The organism is Streptomyces manipurensis (assembly GCF_049570255.1).
Classification (GTDB): Bacteria; Actinomycetota; Actinomycetes; order Streptomycetales; family Streptomycetaceae; genus Streptomyces; species Streptomyces manipurensis.
Genome location: NZ_CP186950.1, coordinates 2464591 through 2484336, shown reverse-complemented (window position 1 = coordinate 2484336; position 19746 = coordinate 2464591). Strand labels below are relative to the sequence as shown.

Here is a 19746-nt window from a genome sequence, read left to right as displayed (position 1 = left end):
CTACCCCGCGAGCGGGACGCCCACGGCCGACCACGCCTTCTGCAGCGCCTGGTGTTCGGCCCCGCCGCTGCCGTAGCGGGCGACGGCCGCCGCCGTCGAGAGCCGCGCGAAGTCCGCGAAGTCGGCCTTCGGGGTGAGGTCCCCGCCGGTGAGGGTGTCGTACCAGATCTGCCCGGCCCGCTCCCAGGCCTTGCCGCCCAGCTCGGTGGCGGCGATGTAGAAGGCGTGGTTCGGGATGCCGGAGTTGATGTGCACCCCGCCGTTGTCGCTGTGGGTGACCACGTAGTCGTCCATGGTCGCGGGCTGCGGGTCCTTGCCGAGCTCGTCGTCGTCGTACGCGGTGCCCGGGGCCTTCATCGAGCGCAGCGCGACGCCCGTGACGTTCGGGCCGAGCAGGCCCGCGCCGATCAGCCAGTCGGCCTCGTCCGCGGTCTGCTCCAGGGAGTACTGCTTGATCAGGGAGCCGAAGACGTCGGACATGGACTCGTTGAGGGCGCCCGACTGGCCGCGGTAGCGCAGGTTCGCCGTGTACTGGGTGACGCCGTGGGTCAGTTCGTGGCCGATGACGTCCACGGAGACGGTGAAGTCGAGGAAGAGGTCCCCGTCCCCGTCGCCGAAGACCATCTGCTGTCCGTCCCAGAAGGCGTTGTTGTAGTCCTCGCCGTAGTGGACGGTGGCGTCCAGGGGGAGCCCGGAGTCGTCGATGGAGCGCCGCCCGAAGCCCTTCAGGAAGAGGTCGTAGGTCGCGCCGAGGCCGGCGTAGGCGCGGTTGACGGTGGCGTCCCCGCCCGCCGGGTCGCCCTCCCCGCGCACCTTGGTCCCGGGGAGCCGGGTGAGGTGCCCGGCGTCGTACACGGTCCGGTCCGGGCCGTCGGAGGGCGGGGCGGCGAGCGTGGGCACGAGGCCGCGGACGGCGGTGACCCGGCGCCGGGTGCGCAGGAGGGAGTCGCGTTCGAGGGTGCGCTGGGCGAGGTCGGCGCGCCGGGTGTCCTCGGAGAGGGCGGCCCGGTCGAGGAGGTGCGGCGGCACGACCGTGCAGAAGACGGGGTGGCGGTGCGTGTGGGAGGCATCCATGCCCGGCAATGTGGCAGTGGGTCATGACGCTGTCACTACCTGCGACCATGATTCATTCGGTTGTCTGAAAGCGGCGACGACGGATTGACGGATCGTCCTGACCCGCCTGGACTGGAAGAGGCCTAACTCACATAAGCCGCAAATCGGACCACCGGGTCTTGCATACTGAACAGGTCCTCGCGTCACGGCGCGGCTCGGCTAGGCTCGGTCCATCATGCGTTTCGGGCTGCTTCTTCTTAGCTGCCGCGGCGAGGGTCTGTAGTCGTAGGCCGGCCCCCTCCCCGCGGAGTTCGGTGTTGCGGTTTCCACTACCGCCGTCGGCCGTCCCAGCGAACCACCGCGGACACGCGAGGAGCCCAACGCCATGAGCCAGCAGCCTTTTGTCGGTCGCCCCACGCCCATCACCAACGCGACCCACACCCAGAAGCCCTCCGGGATGCCGATCCACAAGTACGGACAGTACGAACAGGTGGACATCCCTGATCGCACCTGGCCCGATGCCCGCGTCACCAAGGCCCCCCGCTGGCTGTCCACCGACCTGCGGGACGGCAACCAGTCGCTGATCGACCCGATGACCCCCGCCCGCAAGCGCGAGATGTTCGACCTGCTGGTGCGCATGGGCTACAAGGAGATCGAGGTCGGCTTCCCGTCCTCCGGCGAGACCGACTTCGCCTTCGTGCGCTCCATCATCGAAGAGGGCGCGATCCCCGACGACGTCACCATCTCCGTACTGACCCAGGCCCGCGAGGACCTGATCGAGCGGACCGTGGAGTCCCTGGTCGGCGCCCGGCGCGCCACCGTGCACCTGTACAACGCGACCGCGCCGACCTTCCGCCGGGTCGTCTTCCGCGGCTCCAAGGAGCAGATCAAGCAGATCGCCGTCGACGGCACCCGCCTGGTCATGGAGTACGCCGACAAGCTGCTGGGCCCGGAGACCACCTTCGGCTACCAGTACAGCCCGGAGATCTTCACCGACACCGAGCTGGACTTCGCCCTGGAGGTCTGCGAGGCCGTCTGCGACGTCTGGCAGCCGGCCGAGGGCCGCGAGATCATCCTGAACCTGCCCGCCACCGTGGAGCGCTCGACGCCCTCCACCCACGCGGACCGCTTCGAATGGATGGCCCGCAACCTGACCCGCCGCGAGCACGTATGCATCTCCGTCCACCCCCACAACGACCGCGGCACCGCCGTCGCCGCCGCCGAGCTGGCCCTGATGGCCGGCGCCGACCGCATCGAGGGCTGCCTGTTCGGGCAGGGCGAGCGCACCGGCAACGTGGACCTGATCACCCTGGGCATGAACCTGTTCTCCCAGGGCATCGACCCCCAGATCGACTTCTCGCAGATCGACGAGATCCGCCGCACCAGCGAGTACTGCAACCAGATGGAGGTCCACCCGCGCCACCCCTACGCGGGCGACCTGGTCTACACCGCCTTCTCCGGCTCCCACCAGGACGCCATCAAGAAGGGCTTCGACGCCATGGAGGCCGACGCGGCCGCCCGCGGCAAGACCGTCGACGACATCGAGTGGGCCGTCCCGTACCTGCCCATCGACCCCAAGGACGTCGGCCGCTCCTACGAGGCGGTCATCCGCGTCAACTCGCAGTCCGGCAAGGGCGGCATCGCGTACGTCCTGAAGAACGACCACAAGCTGGACCTGCCGCGCCGCATGCAGATCGAGTTCTCACGGATCATCCAGGCCAAGACCGACGCCGAGGGCGGCGAGGTCACGCCGAAGGCGATCTGGGAGGTCTTCTCCGACGAGTACCTGCCGAACCCCGAGAACCCTTGGGGCCGCATCCAGCTGCGGTCCGGCTCGACGGCCACCGACAAGGACGGCACGGACACCCTGACCGTCGAGGCCGTCGTGGACGGCGTGGACACGGTCCTGAACGGCACCGGCAACGGCCCGATCTCGGCCTTCTTCGACGCGCTGGCCGGCATCGGCGTCGACGCCCGCCTGCTGGACTACACCGAGCACACGATGAGCGAGGGTGCCTCCGCCGTCGCCGCCTCGTACATCGAGTGCGCGATCGACGGCCGCGTCCTGTGGGGCATCGGCATCGACGCCAACACCACCCGCGCCTCCCTGAAGGCCGTCATCTCCGCCGTGAACCGCGCCGGGCGCTGACCGCGCGGCCAGGACCGGCGACGGACCCCGCACCTCCTCCCGGAGGGGCGGGGTCCCGCCGCGTCCGCCTCAACGTGCCAGGTAGCCGCCGTCCACCGGGAGCACCACGCCCGTCACGAACGAGGCCGCGTCCGAGGCCAGGAAGGCGATGACCCGGGCCACCTCCTCCGGTTCGCCGAGCCGCCCCATCGGATGCGCGCCCGCGACCTCCTCCAGGTACTCCGGGCCGCCCTCCTCGTCCTTCAGCGCGAGCACCCGCTCCGTCCGGATGGTCCCGGGCGCCACCGCGTTGACCCGGATCCCGTGCGCCGCCCACTCGACCGCCAGGTGCTTGGTCAGCCCCGACGCCACGAACTTCGCGGGCCCGTACGCCGCCTGCCGGGCCTGGCCGGCCACGCCCGAGATGGAGGAGACGCAGACCAGCGCCCCGCCGGGCCGCGGCTGCGCGGTCATCGCCTCGATGGCGTACTTGCAGGTCAGAAACATTCCCCTGCCGTCGACCGCCATCACGTGGTCCCAGTCCTCCGGACTGGTCTCGCGTACATCCGAAAGAGGGATCACCCCGGCGTTCGCCACGGCGACGTCGAGGCGCCCGTACGCCTCCACCGCGGCGGCGACCATCGCGCGGTTGGCCTCCGGATCGGAGACGTCACCGGCGACGGCGGTGACCGCGCACCCCTCTCCGGCCAGTTCCGCGCACAGGGCCTCCACCCGGGGGCCGTCGATATCGGCCGCGGTCACACGGGCTCCGGAGCGGGCCAGCAGCACCGCGGTGGCCCGGCCGATCCCGCTCGCGGCACCGGTCACCAGACAGGACTTCTCGTTCATGCCGCAGACCCTAGGGGCGCCGGGGCCGCGCCGGGGGGTGCAGATCGGCCAACTCCCCGGCGGCGGGCATGTTGTCTTGTCACACGACTGACGCATCCTCACCGATGTGGCTAACATCACGCCCACCCGGCGATGCGGCCGGACGACCACGGAGGTGCGACGTGCTGCCAGTTCGGGGTGGGGACGGCCGGAAGCTGACGGTCTGGGGCATCCGTACCACCTGGAGCACCGTGGGCGACGGGGAGTTCTTCTGCCCCGACTGCGGTGGGGACCGCAACTACCGCAGGCGCACCGGACGGCGCCGGTTCACCGTCCTCGGCGTGCCGCTGCTGCCGCGCGGACAGGCCGGGCCCGTCGTGGAGTGCCACGGCTGCCGGGAGCGCTTCGGCACCGACGTCCTGGACCACCTCACCACCACCCGGTTCACGGCGCTGCTGCGCGACGCCGTGCACACGGTGGCGCTGGCCGTGCTCACCGCGGGCGGGACCGCCTCGCGCAGCGCCCTGGAGGCCGCCGTGGGCGCCGTACGGGCCGCGGGCTTCCAGGACTGCACCGAGGAGCAGCTGGAGTCCCTCGTGGACGCGCTGTCCGCGGACGAGGGCCGGCTCGGGATGTACGACGTCCCGGAGTGCTGCGGGGCCGCGCTGTCGATAGAGCTGCACGAGGCGCTGGAGCCGCTCGCCCCGCACCTGGCCGGGCCCGGCCGGGAGTCGATCCTGCTCCAGGGCGCCCGGATCGCCCTCGCGGACGGCCCGTACATCCCGGCGGAGCGCGAGGTGCTGGCCACCGTCGGCGCGGCGCTGCGGATCGGCGCGGACGAGGTGGCGCGCCTGCTGTCGGCGGTGCGCGCCCCCTGAGGCGCCCGGTCGGCCCGGTCGGCCTCGTCGACCCCCGGTCGGCCCGGTGTGCCGGCCGGCCCGGTTCAGGACCGTAGCCGTGCGACGCCGTACGAAATCCGGCCGGAACCGGCCCCGCCAGAGGTAACGATCCGACCTCGTGGCGCCCCGCATCTCGCCTGGTGAACACTTCGCGCACCACGGAGCCGATGGCTCCGGGCCCGTTCCGGCCTTCTCCAGCAGGCCGGAGCGGGCCTTTCGGTTGTGCGCGCCCGAACGCCCGCGAAGCCTGTCGGCGCAGCTCAGGGTGGGGACACTTCACGCCCACGTGGCCGGAATACATCCCTCCGGGCCGGTCGTCGCATACTCCCGCGCCAGGGGCTCCGCCACTGGAGAAATCTACAGAACTGCCCGTCCCCAGGGTCAACAATTTGTGGAAGTCGACGATACCTGTGAGGCCCCCCACAGGCGTTCAATTCCGGTCACACGCCGAGACGTCGCCTGTAACACGGCGGTACTTCGATCCACGTGAACGCCCTGACAACCCCGGCGGACCAACGGGATAGCGACCCACTCCGCCCAGGGACAACCAGATCTCCTCTCACTTACCTACCGTGAAGGGCAAGGCTGAGATGGCACGTGTCGCCGCCCGGCTTTCCGACGACGGAAAGCAGAGCACCCACCCGGTCGACGAGGTGCTCCCCGTTCCCAGGCTCGCGCTGTACGGATTCCAGCACGTACTCGCCTTCTACGCCGGCGCGGTGATCGTCCCGATCATCGTGGGCAGCGCGCTCAAGCTGAGCCCCGAACAGCTGGTCTACCTGATCAACGCGGACCTCTTCACCTGCGGTATCGCCTCGATCATCCAGGCCTGGGGCATCGGCCGCGTCGGCGCGCGCCTGCCGCTGATCCAGGGCGTGACGTTCACCGCCGTCTCGCCCATGATCGCCATAGGCCTCGGGGCCGGCGGCGGGACCGCCGCCCTGCTGGTCATCTACGGCGCCGTCATCACGGCGGGCATCGCCACCTTCGCGTTCGCCTGGCTGCCCGCCAAGGCGTTCAGGACGGTCATGCGGCTCTTCCCGCCGGTCGTCACCGGTACGGTGATCACCGTCCTCGGCATCGTCCTGATCCCGGTCGGGCTCAACGACGCCGCGGGCGGCCTCGGCAGCCCCGACTTCGGCGAGCCCAAGAACTTCGCCTACGCCGGCGGCACGATGCTCTTCATCCTCGTCCTGATGAAGATCGGCAAGCCCTTCCTCTCCAGCATCGCGATCCTCCTCGGCCTGGTGGCCGGCACCGCGGTCGCCTTCCTGCTCGGCGACGCCAAGTTCGGCGGCGTGGGCGACGCCGACTGGATCGGCGTCACCACCCCCTTCCACTTCGGCGTCCCGAAGTTCGAGTGGTTCCCGATCGTCCTGATGCTCATCGTCATGCTGATCACCATGGTCGAGACGACCGGTGACACCTACGCGGTCGGCGACATCGTCGGCAAGGAGGTCGACAGCGAGACCGTCGCCCGCGCCCTGCGCGCCGACGGCGCCGCCACCGCCCTCGGCGGCGCCCTCAACTCCTTCCCGTACGTCGCCTTCGCCGAGAACGTCGGCCTGGTGCGGATGACGAAGGTGAAGAGCCGCTTCGTGGTCGTCGCCGCCGGTGTGTTCATGATCATCCTGGGTCTGCTGCCCAAGGCCGCCGCGATCGTCGCCGCCGTCCCGCACGGGGTCCTCGGCGGCGCCGCGACCGTCATGTTCGCCATGGTCGCCCTCGCCGGCATCCAGACCCTGGGCAAGGTGGACCTCAAGGAGGAGAAGAACGCCCTGATCGTCGGCGTCTCCCTCGCCTTCGCCCTGCTGCCCGCCACCGTCCCGGTGTTCTTCACCAAGCACATGGACGCGGACCTGTCCTCGCTGCTCAACAGCGGTGTCACGCTCGGCGCCACGGCGGCCATCGTCCTGAACCTGATCTTCAACGGCCTGGCCGGGGACGACGCGCACGGTGCGCCCGCGGCCGCGCCGGACACCGCGTCCGGCCCGGGCACCGGGGCCGGGGCGGAGGGGATCTCCGCGGTGGTCCCGGTCCAGGCGTCGGCCCCCGTGCCCGGCGCCGAGAAGGCGGGCGACGCGGCCCCCTCGCCGTCCGCTCCCTGATCCTCCCAAGGGGTGCCGACCCCTCGCCCGGACCCCGCGTCCGGGCGGGGGGTCCGGGCTGTCCCCGCGCCGTCCCCGCCCGGGGCCGTCCCCGGGCGGGTCCCCGTACAGGAGACAATGGGCCCATGAGTCTGTTCCGTGATGACGGCATCGTGCTGCGCACCCAGAAGCTGGGTGAGGCGGACCGCATCATCACGCTGCTGACCCGGGGCCACGGCCGGGTGCGGGCGGTCGCCCGCGGGGTGCGCCGCACCAAGTCCAAGTTCGGGGCCCGGCTGGAACCTTTCTCCCATGCCGACGTGCAGTTCTTCGCCCGCGGCAACGAGCTGGTCGGCCGCAGCCTCCCGCTGTGCACCCAGACCGAGATCATCGCCCCGTACGGCAACGGCATCGTCACCGACTACGCCCGCTACACCGCCGGCACCGCCATGCTGGAGACCGCCGAGCGGTTCACCGAGAACGAGGGCGAACCCTCCGTCCAGCAGTACCTCCTCCTCGTCGGAGCCCTGCGCACCCTCTCCCGCGGCGAACACGAACCGCACCTCATCCTCGACGCCTTCCTGCTGCGCTCCCTCGCCGTCAACGGCTACGCGCCCAGCTTCGAGGACTGCGCGAAGTGCGGCATCCACGGCCCGAACCGGCACTTCTCCGTCGCCGCGGGCGGGGTGATATGCGGCGACTGTCGGGTGCCCGGCAGCGTCGTACCCTCGTCGGAGGCCATCGCCCTGCTCAGCGCGCTGCTGACGGGCGACTGGGGGTACGCCGACGCGTGCGCTGCACGCCACGTGCGGGAGGGCAGCGGGCTGGTCTCCGCCTACTTGCACTGGCATCTGGAGCGCGGGCTACGCTCCCTGCGATACGTCGAGAAATAGGAGCTGGGCACATGGCACGACGCGGGATTCTGGGACGCTCTCGCCGGGAGTACAAGGTTCCCGAGCCGCACCCCTCCGGTGCGGTCCCGCCGAAGATCCCCGGCGAGCTGGTCCCGAACCACGTCGCCGTCGTCATGGACGGCAACGGCCGCTGGGCGAAGGAGCGCGGGCTGCCGCGCACCGAGGGGCACAAAGTCGGCGAGGGCGTCGTGCTCGACGTGCTCAAGGGCTGCCTGGAGATGGGCGTCAAGAATCTCTCCCTGTACGCCTTCTCGACGGAGAACTGGAAGCGCTCGCCCGACGAGGTGCGCTTCCTCATGAACTTCAACCGCGACGTCATCCGCCGCCGCCGCGACGAGATGAACGAGCTGGGCATCCGCATCCGCTGGGTCGGCCGGATGCCGAAGATGTGGAAGTCGGTCGTCCAGGAGCTCCAGATCGCGCAGGAGCAGACCGTCGACAACGACGCCATGACCCTGTACTTCTGCGTGAACTACGGCGGCCGCGCCGAGATCGCCGACGCGGCGCAGGCCATCGCCCGCGACGTGGCGGCCGGCAGGCTGGACCCGTCGAAGGTCAACGAGAAGACCTTCGCCAAGTACATCTACTACCCGGACATGCCGGACGTCGACCTGTTCCTGCGCCCGAGCGGCGAGCAGCGCACGTCCAACTACCTGATCTGGCAGAGCGCGTACGCCGAGATGGTCTTCCAGGACGTGCTGTGGCCGGACTTCGACCGGCGCAACCTCTGGCAGGCCTGCCTGGAGTACGCCCAGCGCGACCGCCGCTTCGGCGGCGCCGTCCCCAACCAGCCGGAGCCGGGCGCCTCGGCCTGAGCTCTCCCTGCCACGGGCCGGGACCGGTCCGTGGCACGGACCCGGCCCGCCGGTAGGGTCCGCTGTCATGAACACGAATGACCGGGCGGTCCTGCGGGACGAGCGGACCGTCGAGCGCTCCGGGCCCGGGCCTTCCGCGGGCTGCTGGAGGAGACGGGGGAGACCCGGACGGTCGTGGACGGCTCGGGCGTCCGGCTGACCTCGGCGGACAGCGAGACGCGCGTGGACTGGGCGGCGCCGCCGCGGTACGTGGAGACCGCCGACACGTTCGTCATGCCCTGAGGGCGCTCCTGGACGCGCACCTGCGGCGGCTCTGGCCGGCACCGCGCGGACATCCGCCCGGACACCGTCCGGAGCGGCGGGAGACGGCCGGCCGGGCCGGTCAGCCCGCGGCGGCGCAGTCGGCGCAGGTGCCGAAGATCTCCACGGTGTGGGCGACGTTCACGTAGCCGTGCTCCGCCGCGATCGACTCGGCCCACTTCTCCACGGCCGGGCCCTCCACCTCGACGGCCTTGCCGCATTTGCGGCAGACCAGGTGGTGGTGGTGATCGCCGGTGGAGCAGCGGCGGTAGACGGACTCGCCGTCGCTGGTGCGCAGCACGTCGACCTCACCGGCGTCCGCGAGCGACTGCAGCGTGCGGTAGACGGTGGTCAGGCCCACGGAGTCGCCACGGTGCTTGAGCATGTCGTGGAGTTCCTGGGCGCTGCGGAACTCGTCCACCTCGTCCAGCGCCGCCGCCACTGCGGCGCGCTGCCGGGTGGATCGTCCTCGTACTGGCGCGGTATTCGTCTCGCCAGGCGCAGTCGCCACCGGTTCCTCCTCGTATCGGCCTGCCGCCATTGTGCCAGGCGGCCGAGCCCCCTCGGGGGTGTCCGGCGGATCATGGCCGGAGCGGCCCGGTCCGCCGGCCCCCTACACCTTGACGTCGTCCCGGGTGCACACCTCTTCGGCCACGCGGGCCGCCGCGGCGCGGCGCCGGGCCAGGGGCGCGGACAGGGCCGTCATCACCATGAAGACGCCGATCGCGAGCAGCACGATCGTCGCGCCGGACGGTGCGTCGATGTAGTACGTGGTGACCGTGCCGGACAGGGAGACCACCAGGGCGATCGCCATGGAGAGCGAGAGGGTGGCGGTGAACCCGCGGGTGACGCGCTGGGCGGCCGCGACCGGGATCACCATCATGGCGCTGACGAGCAGCAGGCCCACGATCCGCATCGCGACGGTGACGGTGATCGCGGCGGTGATCGCGATCAGCAGGTTCAGGGCGCGCACGGGCAGACCGGTGACCCGGGCGAACTCCTCGTCCTGGCAGACGGCGAAGAGCTGCCGGCGCAGGCCGACGGTGACGGCGAGGACGAACGCGGTGAGGATCACGACGGCGGTCACGTCGGACGGGGTGACCGTGGTGATCGAGCCGAACATGGCGCTGAGGAGGTCCAGGTTCGAGCCGCCGCCGACGTTGATGATCATCACGCCGCCCGCCAGGCCGCCGTAGAAGAGCATGGCGAGCGCGACGTCGCCGCTGGTCTTCCCCCGGGAGCGGATGAACTCCATGCCGACCGCGCCGAGCACGGCGACGAGGGTGGCCATCCACACCGGGCTGGTGTGCAGGACGAAGCCCAGCGCGACACCGGTCATGGCGACGTGGCCGAGGCCGTCGCCCATGACGGCCTGGCGGCGCTGCACGAGGTACGTGCCGATCGCGGGCGCCGTGACGCCCACGAGGGCGGCCGCGACCAGCGCGCGCACCATCAGGGGGGAATCGAGGAGTTCCATCAGCTCAGCAGTCCCGTCCGCAGGGGCTCGGCGTCGTGCGCCGCGTGGGGGTGTACGTGGTCGTGGCCCGGCAGGGCGTGCTGGCCGACGGCCTCCGGCGGCGGGCCGTCGTGGACGACGCAGCCGTCGCGCAGGACGACGGCGCGGTCGATCAGGGGCTCCAGCGGGCCGAGTTCGTGCAGGACGAGCAGGACGGTGGTGCCGGCCGCGGTCTGTTCGCGGACGGCGTTCGCGAGGACCTCCTGGTTGGCGAGGTCGATGCCCGCCATCGGCTCGTCCATGATCAGGAGTTCGGGCTCGACCGAGAGCGCCCGGGCGATGAGCACGCGCTGGTGCTGGCCGCCGGAGAGGGCGTTGACGGAGGCCTCGGCGTACGACTCCATGCCGACCAGGGTGAGGGCCCGGTCGACGGCGGCCCGGTCGGCCTTGCGCAGCAGCCCGAAGCGGGAGCGGGCCAGCCGGCCGGAGGAGACGACCTCGCGGACGGTGGCCGGGACCCCGCTGGCGGCGGTGGTGCGCTGGGGGACGTACCCGATGCGCGACCAGTCGCGGAAGCGCCGGAACTCGGTGCCGAAGAGGGACAGGCTGCCGTCGGTCAGCGGGACCTGCCCGACCACGGCGCGCACGGCCGTGGACTTGCCGGAGCCGTTGGCGCCGAGGAGCGCGACGACCTCGCCGCGGTGGACGGTCAGGTCGACCCCGCGCAGCACGGGGCGCGAGCCGAGCGAGGCCGTGGCCCCGCGCAGGGATATGACGGGCTGGTCCGCTGCCTGCGGCGGCGTGGACTGCATGGCTCGCGCCTCCGTTGCTGCTGTCATCTACTTGGCTCCGAGCGCCTTCTGGAGGTTCTTCAGGTTGGACCGCATGACCTCGAAGTAGTCAGCGCCCTGGGACTTGTCGGTGATTCCCTCGAGCGGGTCGAGGACGTCGGTCTTCAGTCCGGTGTCCGACGCGAGCGCCTTGGCCGTCTTGTCGCTGGCCAGCGTCTCGAAGAACACGGTCGAGACATTCTCCTGCCTGGCGAAGGTCTGGAGTTCCCGCATGCGGGCCGGGCTCGGCTCGGACTCGGGGTCGACGCCGGAGATGGACTCCTGGTCCAGGCCGTAGCGCTCGGCGAGGTAGCCGAAGGCGGAGTGGGTGGTGATGAAGGTCTTGGAGGCCGTGTCCTTCAGGCCGTCCTTGAACTCGCCGTCCAGGGCGGTCAGCCGGCCCACGACGTCGTCGGTGTTCTTGCGGTAGTCCGCCGCGTGATGGGGGTCGGCCTTCTCCAGGGCCGCGCCCACGCCCTTGGCGATCTCCGCGTACTTGGTGGGGTCGAGCCAGACGTGCGGGTCCTCGCCGGCCTCGCCGTGCGCGTGCCCGTCGTGCTCCCCCTCGGCGTGCTCGGGGTGCGCGGCGTGCTCGTCGCCGTCCTGGTGGGCGTGGCCCTCCTCGCCGTGGGCGGGCTCGCCGCCGTGGTCGTGGCCGGAGGCGCCGTGGTTCTCCAGCGTGGTGAGGGTGGCGGCGTCGACGGTGTTCTTCACGCCGGCCTGGGCGACGGCCTTGTCGACGGCGGGCTGGAGCTTCTTGAGGTAGAGGACGACGTCGGCCGCGGAGAGCTGGACGGCCTGGCGCGGGGTGATCTCCAGGTCGTGCGGCTCGACCCCCGGCTTGGTGAGGGTGGTGACCCGGACGTGGTTCCCGCCGATCTGCTCGGCCAGGTACTGCAGCGGGTAGAACGACGCCGTCACGCCGAGCTTGCCGTCCTCGCCGCCCGCGGCGCTCGCTCCGGAGCAGGCGGTCAGGGCCGTGGCGCCGAGGGCTACGGCTCCGGCGAGGGCGGCGGTGGGTATGAGGCGTCGTACGTTCATGACATCCATTTTCATCAAAGATGGAAACGGTTGTCAAAAACCCAGGTGGGAGGCCCGGGCGGGCAGGCGGGGAAGGGGAACCGATTTGAAAGGGGGGGTGCGGGCGCCGGTAACCTAAGGGCTTCGCCGTTCGTCCTCGTAATGAAGAGAGCACCGTGGCCGCCGACAAGATCGACACCATCGTCAGCCTGAGCAAGCGCCGTGGCTTCGTTTTCCCCTGCAGTGAGATCTACGGCGGCTCCCGGGCTGCCTGGGATTACGGTCCGCTGGGTGTCGAGCTCAAGGAGAACATCAAGCGCCAGTGGTGGAAGGCCATGGTCACCGGGCGTGAGGACGTCGTCGGTCTCGACTCGTCCGTGATCCTGGCCCCCGAGGTCTGGGTGGCCTCCGGCCACGTCGCCACTTTCTCGGACCCGCTGACCGAGTGCACCTCCTGCCACAAGCGCCACCGCGCCGACCACCTGGAAGAGGCGTACGAGGCCAAGCACGGCCGCCTCCCCGCCAACGGCCTGGCCGACGTCAACTGCCCCCACTGCGGTGTGAAGGGCCAGTTCACCGAGCCCAAGCAGTTCTCCGGCATGCTGGAGACCCACCTCGGCCCGACCCAGGACACCGGCTCCAAGGCGTACCTGCGCCCCGAGACCGCGCAGGGCATCTTCACGCAGTTCGCCCAGGTCCAGGTCACCTCGCGCAAGAAGCCGCCCTTCGGCATCGCGCAGATGGGCAAGTCCTTCCGCAACGAGATCACCCCGGGCAACTTCATCTTCCGCACGCGCGAGTTCGAGCAGATGGAGATGGAGTTCTTCGTCAAGCCCGGCGAGGACGAGCAGTGGCAGGAGTACTGGATGCAGGAGCGGTGGAACTGGTACCGCGACCTCGGCATCCGCGAGGAGAACATCCGCTGGTACGAGCACCCGAAGGAGAAGCTGTCCCACTACTCGAAGCGCACCGCCGACATCGAGTACCGCTTCAACTTCGGTGGCAGTGAGTTCTCCGAGCTCGAGGGCGTCGCCAACCGCACCGACTACGACCTCAAGGCGCACTCCGCGGCCTCCGGCCAGGACCTCTCCTTCTTCGACCAGGAGGCGGGCGAGCGCTACACCCCGTTCGTCATCGAGCCGGCGGCCGGCGTGAACCGCGCCATGCTCGCCTTCATGCTCGACGCGTACAACGAGGACGAGGCCCCCAACGCCAAGGGCGTCATGGAGAAGCGCACCGTGATGCGCCTGGACCCGCGCCTGGCCCCGATCAAGGTCGCCGTCCTGCCGCTGTCCCGCAACGCGCAGCTGTCGCCGAAGGCCAAGGGCCTCGCCGCCGACCTGCGCAAGAACTGGAACATCGAGTTCGACGACGCGGGCGCCATCGGCCGCCGCTACCGCCGCCAGGACGAGATCGGCACGCCGTTCTGCGTCACCGTCGACTTCGACACCCTGGACGACAACGCGGTGACCGTGCGCGAGCGCGACACCATGAAGCAGGAGCGTGTCTCCCTGGACCAGATCCAGACCTACCTCGGCAGCCGCCTGCTCGGCTGCTGACGGCCCCGCACGAACGACCGGTGGCCCGGTGCGCACACTGCGCACCGGGCCACCGGTCGTTGCGGACCAGGCCGGACCAGGCCGGACCGGCCGGGCGCGGGTCAGGCCGGCGGGGTCCCGGCGGCCGCGGCGGCCGCCCGCCGCTCTCCCTCGGCCTGGGACCGCTTGCCGTACAGGGCCGTCCACACCCCGAGGCAGCCGAGGACGACGTAGACCATGACCGGGCTGACCACGACCATCGTGTCCGTGTCCACGACGTAGGCCAGGACGATCCGGACCCCCGCCTCGACGAGGTAGACCACGCCCCAGACGGCCGTCATCACGGTCATCGACCGGCGGAATCCCTCGTACTGCCACAGCCCGTTCCACCAGGCGGTGCTCGCGGGCGTGCCGTCGGTCGCGAACTTGCGGCCGAAGTAGAACATCAGCGGGCGCGGCCCCAGCAGGGTCGCGAGGCACAACAGGCCGAAGAGGCCCGTCACGCCCGAGTCCTTGATCAGCAGGGCCCGCGCCGAGTGGGTGCCGATCAGCGAGACCGCGGCGGTGATCACCAGGAACACCAGGGTGACGACGGCGAACTCGTCGACCTTGCGGCGCCAGGCCAGATGGATCGCGCTGTCGAGGACCGGCCAGGCGCTGCTGATCAACAGCGCCTGGAACTCGCCGAATCCGTGGTCGCGCAGCTGGTGGTAGGTGATGATCGGCGCGATCACGTTGAGCCCGATGGTCATGACCCAGCCCAGGGCGGCGGCGCCGCGCGAGCGCGCCGGCGGCGCGGGCCGTTCAGCCGCCGGGGCCTGTTCTGTCTGTACGTCCTGCTGTACGTCCTGTCCGGACACGGTTCCCCCCGAGTCGTGTCTGATGCCGTGCGGTAGGGGGACCGTAGGGACCTCGGCGGGGCGCGGGCAACCCAGGGGGATCAAAGCGATCACCAAGCGTTCGCGAAGAACCGCCGGGATCCCGCCGGGCGTTCCGGGACGCTCCTGGCACTCCGGGCGGAGTCAGTCAGGCCCGCAGACCGCGGATCACCAGCGAGGTGACCGCCTCGAACTCGGTGATGATCGTGGGGGAGGACCACTCCGCCGCGTACTGCGGGTCGTGGAACCGGCCGGTGGCGTCGAAGACCGCACGGGCCGCGGCCGGCACGTCCGGGGCCGCCAGTGAGCCGTCGGCCACCCCCTGGGCGATGATCCGGGTCAGCTGGTCGATCAGCTCCGTCAGGTGCTGGTCCACCGTCCCGCTGTTCTCGGCGAGGAGCACCGTGTACGTGGCGAACAGCTCCGGGTCGTCGCCGGCCTTGTGGCGCTTGGCCTCGAACAGCGCCTCCAGCCAGGCCTCCAGCTTGGAGGGGGCGCTCCCGGTCGGGGCCGAGGTGATCTCCTCCAGCATGACCACGCTCTTGGCGAGCCACCGGTCCGTGACGGCCTCGCGCAGCGCGGCCTTCGAGGGGAAGTGCCGGTAGACGCTGCCGTGGCTGACGCCGAGGGCGCGGGCCACGTCCACCACGGTCGCCTTGGTCGGGCCGAAGCGGCGCAGCACCTCCTCGGTGGTCTCGAGGATGCGCTCGGGGGTCAGGGGCTCGGAGGCAGCGGGTGGCATGGGTACGACCGTACCGCCAGCTCAGTGCTCACTGTCGAGGTGGGCCATTTGCGCCGCCGGGTACCTCTCGCCGGCCGCGGATCCGGCCGGTACGGCGGCCTCGACGGCGTTCAGGTCTTCGGCGCTCAGGGTGACGTTCATGGCACCCAGTGCCTCGGCGAGCCGGTCCCGGCGCCGGGCACCCACCAGCGGCACGATGTCCGCGCCGTGGCGCGGCCCCTGGGCGAGCACCCAGGCGATGGCCGTCTGGGCGACGCTCACGCCCTTGTCCTCGGCGACCTTGCGCAGGGCGTCGACCAGATCGAGGTTCCGGCCGAGGTTCTCGCCCTGGAAGCGGGGGCTCATGCCGCGGAAGTCGCCCGGGGCGAGCTCCCGGTCCCGGCTGAAGTGCCCGCTGATCAGGCCGCGGGAGAGCACCCCGTACGCGGTGACGCCGATGCCGAGCTCGCGCGCGGTCGGGAGTATCTCCTCCTCGATGCCGCGCGAGATCAGGGAGTACTCGATCTGGAGGTCGGCGATCGGCGCCACCGCCGCGGCGCGGCGCATGGTGTCGGCGCCCACCTCGGAGAGGCCGATGTGGCGGACGTGCCCGGCCTGGACGGCCTCGGCGATGGCCCCGACGGTCTCCTCGATGGGCACCTCCGGGTCGACGCGGGCGATCCGGTAGATGTCGATGTGGTCGCGGCCGAGCCGCTGGAGGGAGCAGGCGAGGAAGTTCTTCACTGCCTCGGGCCGGCCGTCGTAGCCGGTGAAGCCTCCCTCGACGGTGCGCAGCGCTCCGAACTTCACGCTGGTCAGCGCCTTCTCGCGGGCCTCGGCGGGCGCCGTGCGCAGGGCTTCGTTGATCAGCAGTTCGTTGTGGCCCATGCCGTAGAAGTCGCCGGTGTCGAGCAGGGTCACGCCCGCGTCCAGAGCGGCGTGGATGGTCGCGAGCGACTCCGCGCGGTCCGCCTCCCCGTAGAGGGCGGACATCCCCATGCAGCCCAGTCCGATCGGGAAGACGGAGGGGCCCGTGCGGCCCAGGCGCTGCCGGGCCGAGGGGTCGGAAGCGGTGGTCGTGGTGGTCGTGGAGCTGCTCTTGTGCGTCTCGTGCGTGGTCATGGAACGAGAATGGCATGACGAGTGACAGATTTCAATATCTGTCACTCGTCAGTGTGTGGTGCCGTGCGGCACGGTGGGAAGCCCGCTCGGCACCGCCGCTCCGCGAAAGGGGAGTGAGGGGAGTGAGGGGAGTGGGGGAAGAGGGGTGGGACGCGGGTGAGAGGGAGGCTCAGGCGCGCGGCGCGCCGGTCTCCGCGGGAGGCCCGGCCGGCTCCAGGGTGCGGGCGGTGCGCTCCGCCGTGGCCCGGGCCCAGCTCCCGCTGGTCGCGGCGCCCACCACCAGGACGAGCAGGCCGCTGACCGCGATGATCCACCAGGCCGGCTGCGCCGCCGAGGAGAAGCCCGAGCCGTCCGCCAGGCCCGCCGCCAGGACGGAGCCGATCACGGCCACGCCCAGGGTGCTGCCGGTCTGCCGGCTGGTGGAGGCGATGGCCGCCGCGAGCCCCGCCTGCGAGCGCGGCATCCCGGAGACCGCCGTGTTCGTGACGGGCGCGTTCACCATGCCGAACCCGAGGCCGTAGAGGACGTATCCGGTGAAGAGGAGCGGCGTGGAGGTCTCCGCCTCGAAGAGGGCGAACATCAGCCCGCTGCCGCCCATCGCCACGCCCGCGATCAGCAGGCAGATCCGCGGCCCCCGGCTGGCCACCAGCCGGCCCGACAACGGGGCGAACAAGGTGGTCAGGACGGCCATCGGCAGCATGTACAGCCCGGCCTCCAGCGCGCTGAGTCCCCGGACGTCCTGGAGATAGAGGGTGTTCAGGAAGAGGAAGCCGGCCAGCCCGGCGAAGGCGCTGACCGCGATCACGTTGGCGCCGCTGAACGGGGCGCTCCGGAAGAACCGCAGGTCGATCAGGGGTTCCTCGCGCCGCCGCTCGTACCGGACCAGCCCCACGAGGGAGGCGACCGCCACCAGCGCGCAGCCCAGGATCAGCGGGGAGCGCCAGCCCTCGGCCGGGCCCTCGATGATCCCGTACGTCAGACTGCCCAGCAGTGCGATGACCAGCAACTGGCCCACCGGGTCGGGGCGGCGCGGCCGGGCGGCCCGGGACTCGGGGATGTGCCGCAGGGTCAGCGCGAGCGCGGCCACCCCGATCGGCAGGTTGACCAGGAAGATCGAGCGCCAGCCCACGGTGTCCACCAGCAGGCCGCCCACCAGCGGGCCGGCGGCCATGGACACGCCCGCGACCGCCCCCCACACGCCGATGGCCCGGGCCCGTTCACCCGGGTCGGTGAAGGTGTTGGTGATGATCGACATCGCCACCGGGTTGAGCATGGCGCCACCGACCGCCTGCACCATGCGGAAGACGATGAGCCATTCGAGGCTCGGGGCCAGCGAGCACAGCAGGGAGCCCAGGGTGAAGGCGACCAGCCCGGCGACGAACACCTTGCGCCGGCCGATCCGGTCGGCCGTGGAGCCCGCCAGCATCAGCAGCGAGGCCAGCACGAGGGTGTACGCGTCGATGGTCCACTGCAGCCCCGCGACCGACGCGTGCAGCTCACGGCTCATCGACGGGAGGGCGACGTTGAGCACGGTGTTGTCGAGGCTGACGATGAGCAGGCTCATGCAGCAGATCGCCAGGACGAGCATGCGCTGCCGGTGACTCGGCTCGATCATGCGCCGATGCTACGTCCGCCCGACCCCCTCGGCATGCGGGACAATGGGCGGATGACCACGCTCCCTCAGCCCCTCGCGATCGGCCCGCACACCGTGCAGCCCCCGGTGGTGCTCGCGCCCATGGCCGGCATCACCAATGCCCCGTTCCGTACCCTCTGCCGGGAGTTCTCGGGCGGCAAGGGGCTGTTCGTGAGCGAGATGATCACGACCCGCGCCCTGGTCGAGCGCAACGAGAAGACCATGCAGCTGATCCACTTCGACGAGACCGAGAAGCCCCGGTCGATTCAGCTGTACGGGGTCGACCCCGTGACGGTCGGCAAGGCCGTCCGCATGATCGTCGAAGAGGACCGGGCCGACCACATCGACCTCAACTTCGGCTGCCCGGTCCCCAAGGTCACCCGCAAGGGCGGCGGCTCGGCGCTGCCGTACAAGCGGAACCTGCTGCGCGCGATCCTGCGCGAGGCCGTTGCGGGCGCCGGCGACCTGCCGGTCACCATGAAGATGCGCAAGGGCATCGACGACGACCACCTCACCTACCTCGACGCCGGCCGGATCGCCGTCGAGGAGGGCGTCACCGCCATCGCCCTGCACGGCCGGACCACGGCGCAGCACTACGGCGGCACGGCGGACTGGGACGCCATCGCACGGCTGAAGGAGCACGTGCCGGAGATACCGGTACTGGGCAACGGCGACATCTGGTGCGCCGAGGACGCCCTGCGCATGGTCCGCGAGACGGGCTGCGACGGGGTCGTGGTGGGCCGGGGCTGCCTGGGGCGGCCGTGGCTGTTCAACGACCTGGTGGCGGCCTTCGAGGGCCGTCCGGAGGACTTCCACAAGCCGGCCCTGCGCGAGGTCGCCGCGACCATGCTCCGGCACGCCCAGCTGCTGGGGGAGTGGATCGGCGACGAGACGCGCGGGGTGATCGACTTCCGTAAGCACGTGGCCTGGTACCTCAAGGGCTTCTCGGTCGGTTCCGAGATGCGCAAGAAACTGGCGGTCACCTCGTCCCTGGCCGAGCTCGACGCTCATCTGAGCGAGCTCGATCTGGATCAAGCCTGGCCCGAGAGTGCCGACGGTCCGCGCGGTCGGACGTCCGGAAACAACCGAGTTGTCCTGCCGGACGGCTGGCTGAAGGACCCGTACGACTGCGCCGGTGTGAGCGAGGACGCGGAACTGGACACCTCCGGAGGCTGACAAATCGCCCTCCGTGGTGCGTGATATACGCCACGCATGGGAAGGGTTTCGCTCAGATGAGCGGCAAAGTCACGGGTAAGACTTTCAAAGGGTGGCACTGGGTGCCACCCTTTGTGTGTTCAACACTTGAACGCAAATGGATCGATGATCGCTCATCCGAGCGATATCAAGCCTCGAACGAGCTCTCCGTGTTCGGGATGTGAACGCTCTTCGTACATTCTGATTACCCATGAGTTACTTTCGATCTGCTGGCGCACGGGTGGTTACAGCCGTATGACGACCAAGTGGACGTACCCAGAAGCCTTCGATCTGGGTATGTTCCTGGCCGTCAGGGCAGCCACCGAGCCT

17 protein-coding genes are annotated in these 19746 nt (G+C 70.7%); 7 read left to right on the top strand and 10 right to left on the bottom strand.

Annotation, left to right across the window (positions count from 1 at the left end; all coding sequences use genetic code 11):
* Positions 1–1074, bottom strand: coding sequence for a M4 family metallopeptidase (locus tag ACPU2J_RS11440; RefSeq protein ID WP_399312765.1), 1074 nt, complete (start codon positions 1072–1074; stop codon positions 1–3).
* Between the two features lie 364 nt (positions 1075–1438).
* Between ACPU2J_RS11440 and leuA the strand changes: the two genes are divergently transcribed.
* Complete coding sequence (leuA, locus tag ACPU2J_RS11435; RefSeq protein ID WP_361596674.1) at positions 1439–3202, top strand: 2-isopropylmalate synthase; 1764 nt, start codon at positions 1439–1441, stop codon at positions 3200–3202.
* A gap of 69 nt (positions 3203–3271) precedes the next feature.
* Here leuA and ACPU2J_RS11430 read toward each other — a convergent pair whose 3' ends face one another.
* Positions 3272–4030, bottom strand: a complete 759-nt coding sequence (locus ACPU2J_RS11430) for an SDR family NAD(P)-dependent oxidoreductase (protein ID WP_365131691.1) — start codon at positions 4028–4030, stop codon at positions 3272–3274.
* 161 nt (positions 4031–4191) lie between these two features.
* On the opposite strand from ACPU2J_RS11430, the gene ACPU2J_RS11425 reads away from it, so the two are divergent.
* The 4 genes from ACPU2J_RS11425 to ACPU2J_RS11410 all read left to right on the top strand — a co-directional run bounded on the left by ACPU2J_RS11425 (position 4192) and on the right by ACPU2J_RS11410 (position 8724).
* Complete coding sequence (locus tag ACPU2J_RS11425; protein WP_361596668.1) at positions 4192–4887, top strand: TerB family tellurite resistance protein; 696 nt, start codon at positions 4192–4194, stop codon at positions 4885–4887.
* Between the two features lie 611 nt (positions 4888–5498).
* Positions 5499–7016, top strand: a complete 1518-nt coding sequence (locus ACPU2J_RS11420) for a nucleobase:cation symporter-2 family protein (RefSeq protein ID WP_423833197.1) — start codon at positions 5499–5501, stop codon at positions 7014–7016.
* A gap of 125 nt (positions 7017–7141) precedes the next feature.
* Entirely contained in the window at positions 7142–7888 is a 747-nt protein-coding gene (recO, locus tag ACPU2J_RS11415; protein ID WP_361596662.1) for a DNA repair protein RecO, read from the top strand.
* Positions 7889–7899: 11 nt separating this feature from the next.
* Positions 7900–8724 carry an isoprenyl transferase gene (locus tag ACPU2J_RS11410; protein WP_361596659.1) on the top strand — a complete coding sequence of 275 codons (825 nt, stop codon included), beginning with the start codon at positions 7900–7902 and terminating at the stop codon, positions 8722–8724.
* A gap of 382 nt (positions 8725–9106) precedes the next feature.
* On the opposite strand, the gene ACPU2J_RS11405 is transcribed toward ACPU2J_RS11410, so the two are convergent.
* From ACPU2J_RS11405 to ACPU2J_RS11390, 4 genes are all read right to left on the bottom strand, one after another.
* Positions 9107–9535 carry a Fur family transcriptional regulator gene (locus ACPU2J_RS11405; RefSeq protein ID WP_150519707.1) on the bottom strand — a complete coding sequence of 143 codons (429 nt, stop codon included), beginning with the start codon at positions 9533–9535 and terminating at the stop codon, positions 9107–9109.
* A gap of 102 nt (positions 9536–9637) precedes the next feature.
* Positions 9638–10501: a metal ABC transporter permease gene (locus ACPU2J_RS11400; protein WP_361596652.1), complete on the bottom strand. Its 864-nt coding sequence runs from the start codon at positions 10499–10501 to the stop codon at positions 9638–9640.
* Positions 10501–11319, bottom strand: a complete 819-nt coding sequence (locus ACPU2J_RS11395; RefSeq protein ID WP_420080841.1) for a metal ABC transporter ATP-binding protein — start codon at positions 11317–11319, stop codon at positions 10501–10503. The genes ACPU2J_RS11400 and ACPU2J_RS11395 overlap by 1 nt, the downstream gene beginning before the upstream one ends.
* Positions 11320–12351 (bottom strand): metal ABC transporter substrate-binding protein, encoded by a 1032-nt coding sequence (locus ACPU2J_RS11390; protein ID WP_423833196.1) that lies wholly within the window; start codon positions 12349–12351, stop codon positions 11320–11322.
* Positions 12352–12506: 155 nt separating this feature from the next.
* On the opposite strand from ACPU2J_RS11390, the gene ACPU2J_RS11385 reads away from it, so the two are divergent.
* A complete protein-coding gene (locus tag ACPU2J_RS11385) occupies positions 12507–13889 on the top strand; it encodes a glycine--tRNA ligase (protein ID WP_420080843.1) in 1383 nt (460 codons plus the stop codon).
* 101 nt (positions 13890–13990) lie between these two features.
* Here ACPU2J_RS11385 and ACPU2J_RS11380 read toward each other — a convergent pair whose 3' ends face one another.
* From ACPU2J_RS11380 to ACPU2J_RS11365, 4 genes are all read right to left on the bottom strand, one after another.
* Positions 13991–14728, bottom strand: coding sequence for a VC0807 family protein (locus ACPU2J_RS11380; RefSeq protein WP_423833195.1), 738 nt, complete (start codon positions 14726–14728; stop codon positions 13991–13993).
* Positions 14729–14894: 166 nt separating this feature from the next.
* The gene (locus ACPU2J_RS11375) at positions 14895–15488 is read right to left on the bottom strand and encodes a TetR family transcriptional regulator (protein ID WP_423833194.1); all 594 of its coding nucleotides are present in this window, start codon (positions 15486–15488) and stop codon (positions 14895–14897) included.
* Between the two features lie 21 nt (positions 15489–15509).
* Complete coding sequence (locus ACPU2J_RS11370) at positions 15510–16589, bottom strand: aldo/keto reductase (protein ID WP_423833193.1); 1080 nt, start codon at positions 16587–16589, stop codon at positions 15510–15512.
* A gap of 169 nt (positions 16590–16758) precedes the next feature.
* The gene (locus ACPU2J_RS11365) at positions 16759–18204 is read right to left on the bottom strand and encodes an MFS transporter (RefSeq protein ID WP_361594631.1); all 1446 of its coding nucleotides are present in this window, start codon (positions 18202–18204) and stop codon (positions 16759–16761) included.
* Between the two features lie 51 nt (positions 18205–18255).
* Here ACPU2J_RS11365 and dusB point away from each other — a divergent pair, with 51 nt between their 5' ends.
* On the top strand, positions 18256–19398 hold the full coding sequence (gene dusB, locus ACPU2J_RS11360) for a tRNA dihydrouridine synthase DusB (protein ID WP_361594629.1): 1143 nt from the start codon (positions 18256–18258) through the stop codon (positions 19396–19398).
* Positions 19399–19746: the final 348 nt, after the last annotated feature.

Bases quoted from the DNA above. Each gene is read 5' to 3' on its own strand.
- ACPU2J_RS11440 (WP_399312765.1), bottom strand. From the start codon at position 1,074: ATGGATGCCTCCCACACGCACCGCCACCCCGTCTTCTGCACGGTCGTG.
- leuA (WP_361596674.1), top strand. From the start codon at position 1,439: ATGAGCCAGCAGCCTTTTGTCGGTCGCCCCACGCCCATCACCAACGCG.
- ACPU2J_RS11430 (WP_365131691.1), bottom strand. From the start codon at position 4,030: ATGAACGAGAAGTCCTGTCTGGTGACCGGTGCCGCGAGCGGGATCGGC.
- ACPU2J_RS11420 (WP_423833197.1), top strand. From the start codon at position 5,499: ATGGCACGTGTCGCCGCCCGGCTTTCCGACGACGGAAAGCAGAGCACC.
- recO (WP_361596662.1), top strand. From the start codon at position 7,142: ATGAGTCTGTTCCGTGATGACGGCATCGTGCTGCGCACCCAGAAGCTG.
- ACPU2J_RS11410 (WP_361596659.1), top strand. From the start codon at position 7,900: ATGGCACGACGCGGGATTCTGGGACGCTCTCGCCGGGAGTACAAGGTT.
- ACPU2J_RS11400 (WP_361596652.1), bottom strand. From the start codon at position 10,501: ATGGAACTCCTCGATTCCCCCCTGATGGTGCGCGCGCTGGTCGCGGCC.
- ACPU2J_RS11395 (WP_420080841.1), bottom strand. From the start codon at position 11,319: ATGACAGCAGCAACGGAGGCGCGAGCCATGCAGTCCACGCCGCCGCAG.
- ACPU2J_RS11390 (WP_423833196.1), bottom strand. From the start codon at position 12,351: ATGAACGTACGACGCCTCATACCCACCGCCGCCCTCGCCGGAGCCGTA.
- ACPU2J_RS11375 (WP_423833194.1), bottom strand. From the start codon at position 15,488: ATGCCACCCGCTGCCTCCGAGCCCCTGACCCCCGAGCGCATCCTCGAG.
- ACPU2J_RS11370 (WP_423833193.1), bottom strand. From the start codon at position 16,589: ATGACCACGCACGAGACGCACAAGAGCAGCTCCACGACCACCACGACC.
- ACPU2J_RS11365 (WP_361594631.1), bottom strand. From the start codon at position 18,204: ATGATCGAGCCGAGTCACCGGCAGCGCATGCTCGTCCTGGCGATCTGC.
- dusB (WP_361594629.1), top strand. From the start codon at position 18,256: ATGACCACGCTCCCTCAGCCCCTCGCGATCGGCCCGCACACCGTGCAG.